Origin of the sequence: Daejeonella sp., from assembly GCF_044232565.1 — a bacterium.
Classification (GTDB): domain Bacteria; phylum Bacteroidota; class Bacteroidia; order Sphingobacteriales; family Sphingobacteriaceae; genus Daejeonella.
Genome location: NZ_JBIILQ010000252.1, coordinates 1 through 4,007, shown reverse-complemented (window position 1 = coordinate 4,007; position 4,007 = coordinate 1). Strand labels below are relative to the sequence as shown.

The 4,007-nt window shown below is 35.4% G+C and carries 2 protein-coding genes and 2 pseudogenes; 2 read left to right on the top strand and 2 right to left on the bottom strand.

Annotated features, from left to right (window positions below):
• Positions 1-365 (bottom strand): annotated as a pseudogene (locus ACILQF_RS11465) (membrane protein insertase YidC); the annotation flags it as partial.
• Between the two features lie 21 nt (positions 366-386).
• On the bottom strand, positions 387-2,006 hold the full coding sequence (locus ACILQF_RS11460; protein WP_395627540.1) for a CTP synthase: 1,620 nt from the start codon (positions 2,004-2,006) through the stop codon (positions 387-389).
• A 308-nt stretch (positions 2,007-2,314) separates the two neighbouring features.
• On the opposite strand from ACILQF_RS11460, the gene ACILQF_RS11455 reads away from it, so the two are divergent.
• On the top strand, positions 2,315-3,529 hold the full coding sequence (locus tag ACILQF_RS11455) for a DEAD/DEAH box helicase (RefSeq protein WP_395627539.1): 1,215 nt from the start codon (positions 2,315-2,317) through the stop codon (positions 3,527-3,529).
• A 66-nt stretch (positions 3,530-3,595) separates the two neighbouring features.
• Positions 3,596-4,007, top strand: a pseudogene (locus ACILQF_RS11450) (aldose 1-epimerase family protein); the annotation flags it as partial.

The window sequence follows — 4,007 nt, the reverse complement described above, 5'->3', positions numbered from 1 at the left end:
ATCAATGGCAATTTGGTATAGGTTTTAAAGCTTTTTAGTTCAACAGAGGCAATTCTGCCACCTTTGGGACTGATTTTTACTTTAATAGATTCGTTTTCAAGAACGATTGGCTCATCGCTGCCTGATTGAGCAGCACCAAAAGGACCAGCTTTGATAAGCGTTGAATCCACAATTGGTACATTGGCTGTTTTTGTCGTATTCTTTACAATAACTGGATTTTTATCTTTGTTAACCCTTGCTATTGAATCCTGACTTTGTTTTGCTTTTTCCCTTTTGATATCTTCTTCAGAAGGTTGCATTAAAAAAGTTGTACCTACTAAAATGATTAAAATCAAAAATAGGCCCGTAAATGTATTTCTATCCATTCCGTATAATAATCTGTTTTGTTATAATGTTTTATTCTTTTTTGAATAAAGAATAGAAGCGGCCACAAAGTTAACAAAAAGTGGGTGAGGATTATCAACTGTTGACTTTAATTCGGGGTGAAACTGACCTCCAATAAAAAATGGATGATTATTCAACTCCACAATTTCTACTAAATTGTTTTCAGGGTTTATGCCTGAGGCAATCATTCCAGCTTGTTCAAATTGCTCTAAGTACTTGTTATTGAACTCATAGCGATGGCGATGACGCTCAGTAATTCTTGTTTTACCATAAATAGCTGCCGCCTTGGTTCCTTTTTTAAGATCACAAGTGTATGATCCTAAACGCATGGTACCTCCCTTATTTTTTATGTTTTTTTGATTCTCCATCATGGAGATTACCGGATTCTTAGCATGTTCATCAATCTCACTGCTTTGAGCATCCTTTATTCCTATTACATTTCGCGCAAATTCTACCACAGCACATTGCATACCTAAGCAAATGCCGAAAAATGGAATTTCTTGCTCTCTAACGTATTTTATAGCTTCAATTTTTCCTTCAATACCTCTGCTTCCAAAACCTGGAGCAACAAGCACACCATCCAATCCTTTGAGCTTCTCAGCAACATTGTCGGCAGTAATGCTCTCCGACTGAATGCTTTTTATTTTGACTTTACATTCGTTTTTAGCCCCTGCATGAATAAAAGATTCTGTAATCGATTTGTAAGCATCAGGTAATTCAACGTATTTACCAACTAAGCCAATGGTAACTTCATGCAATGGATTTTTTAAACGACCCAGAAAATCTTTCCATTTACCTAGATCAGGCTCATTTTTTTGAGGAAGTTTGAATTTACTTAAGACAGTTTTATCTAGTTGCTCCTTCAGCATTAACAATGGAACATCGTATATAGTTGAGGCATCAATGGATTCAATAACTGCATTTATATTCACGTTACAGAATAGAGCAATCTTCTTTCGTAATTCTTGCGGAATGTGATGTTCTGTACGGCAAACCAAAATATCCGGCTGTATACCATATTCTAATAACATCTTTACAGAGTGCTGTGTAGGCTTTGTTTTTAATTCGCCAGCAGCAGCTAAGAAAGGTACAAGTGTTAAATGAATCACCAAAGAGTTTCCTGAACCTAATTCCCAACGTAATTGACGAACAGCTTCAATAAAGGGTAAAGATTCAATATCTCCAACAGTCCCCCCCAATTCGGTAATAACAATATCATAATCGCCAGTTTCACCCAATATTTTCATATTACGCTTGATTTCATCCGTAATATGCGGTACAACCTGTACAGTTTTTCCTAAATAAGCGCCTTCACGCTCTTTGTTTATTACATTTTGATAAATACGACCAGTCGTAATATTGTTAGCCTGTGAAGTTGGTACATTCAAAAAGCGCTCATAATGACCAAGATCTAGGTCTGTTTCCGCACCATCCTCAGTAACATAACATTCGCCATGCTCATAAGGATTTAAAGTTCCTGGATCGATATTAATGTATGGATCAAATTTTTGAATGGTTACTCGGTACCCTCTAGATTGCAAAAGTTTTGCAAGTGAGGCGGAAATAATACCCTTTCCTAACGACGAAGTAACGCCGCCCGTAACAAAAATGTATTTAGTCATTATATCTGTAGGATTTCTAAGAGTTTTTATTGAATGAATAGATAGAGTCTGTTTAAGACAATAAAAAACATCATCTGTACGGGATTCAAAACTAGGAAAAAAATCCAAAAATATTTTATTTGTTGAGAAATTAAAAGGTGTTAATAAATCAGTCCGATTTTAATAAAGAAACACTAGGAATACCTAAATTATTATTTATCGTAATAAATTTCAATTTTAAGCATGCAGATACAATATAAAAACTCTCAATTATCATTGTCCTTTGTTTTAACTACCTTTGAATATTATTTAAACATTATTTCATCAATTTGACATTTAGCGATTTTAACTTTGATCCTCAATTACTTGAGGGTTTACAGAGCATGGGTTTTGTTAAACCTACTCCAATACAAGCTCAGGCGATTCCATTAATTCTTCAACATACTGATTTAATTGCCTGCGCTCAAACTGGTACCGGAAAAACGGCATCTTATTTATTGCCAGTTTTGCAGCATATCAGTATTTCTGATAAAAAACATACCCAGGCATTGATTCTTGCACCAACTCGTGAGCTTGCCCAGCAGATTGATCAGCAGGTTGAAGGACTGGCTTATTTTGCAGGTATTAGCTCCATAGCAGTTTATGGTGGTGGTGATGGTATAATTTATGAACAACAACGCCGTGCGATGATGGATGGCGTGGATATTGTGATTGCAACTCCCGGCCGACTCATTGCGCATTTGGCATCGGGAGTAATAAAATTAGATCATCTTAAATATTTGGTGCTTGATGAAGCAGACCGTATGCTCGACATGGGTTTCTATGAAGATATCTTAAGAATTATCAGTAATCTTCCAAATGATCGTCAAACATTGCTTTTCTCGGCAACTATGCCACCAAAGATTAGAACTTTAGCCAATACTATTCTAAAAGATCCTCAACAAATAAATATTGCTATTTCTCAACCTGCAGTTGGTATTTCTCAGCAGGTTTATATGGTTCATGATCATCAAAAGGTTAAGTTGATTTGCTCTTTGTTAAAGGCAGGAGAATATAAAAGTGTCTTAATCTTTTGTTCCCGAAAGGAAACGGTAAAAGATCTTAATAAAACGCTTAGAAGAGAAGGTATCAAGTCGGAAGCCTTTCACTCAGACTTAGAGCAAGAACAACGCGAGACCGTTTTGAGAGCTTTTAAAAGTCGCGTTTTGCCCGTTATTATTGGAACCGATGTACTGAGTAGGGGAATTGATGTAGAAGGTATCAGCTTGGTAATCAATTTTGACGTTCCACCTGATCCTGAAGATTATATTCATAGAATTGGTAGGACTGCCAGGGCAGAGACTACCGGTACAGCCATCACATTTGTGAATGAAAAAGATCAGCGTAGATTCTCTTTTATTGAAAATCTGATCTCTAAGGAAATCCCAAGAATGACTCTTCCTGAAGAACTAGGTGAAGGCCCTGTATACAACCCCACAGCTAAAAGACCATCTTTCAATGGTAATAATAGGAACAAAAAGAAGAAGGTTTGGGTTAAACGATAGGATTAGTTAAACATTATAAGTATTTGATTTTGAATATATTATAAATATTATTTAATTTATAGTTAAATGATCGTTTTAGAGAATGATTTTTTAAAAATTCATATTAATTTAAAGGGAGCTGAGTTAAGTTCATTATTAAATAAGCAGAATGGTTTGGAGCATTTATGGCAAGGCGACCCTTCCGTTTGGTCCTTTCAGGCGCCCAATTTATTTCCAATTGTAGGTTCCTGCATCAATAATGAATTATTAATTGATGGTATAAAATATCCATTAAAGAGGCATGGCTTTGCGCGTAACTCACCATTTGAATTGGTTCATCAAAGTGCTTCTGAAGTTAAATTTCGTTTAGTTTATTCGGAATCTAGTCTTAAGGTTTTTCCATTTAAATTCGCATTTGAAATAACTTATAGTCTTGAAGAGTCAATGCTTGCGATAAATTATCAAGTACAGAATTTGGATAATCGCACTATGCATTTTT

Excerpts from the sequence above, each read along its gene's own strand:
- ACILQF_RS11460 (WP_395627540.1), bottom strand. The coding sequence starts at position 2,006 with ATGACTAAATACATTTTTGTTACGGGCGGCGTTACTTCGTCGTTAGGA.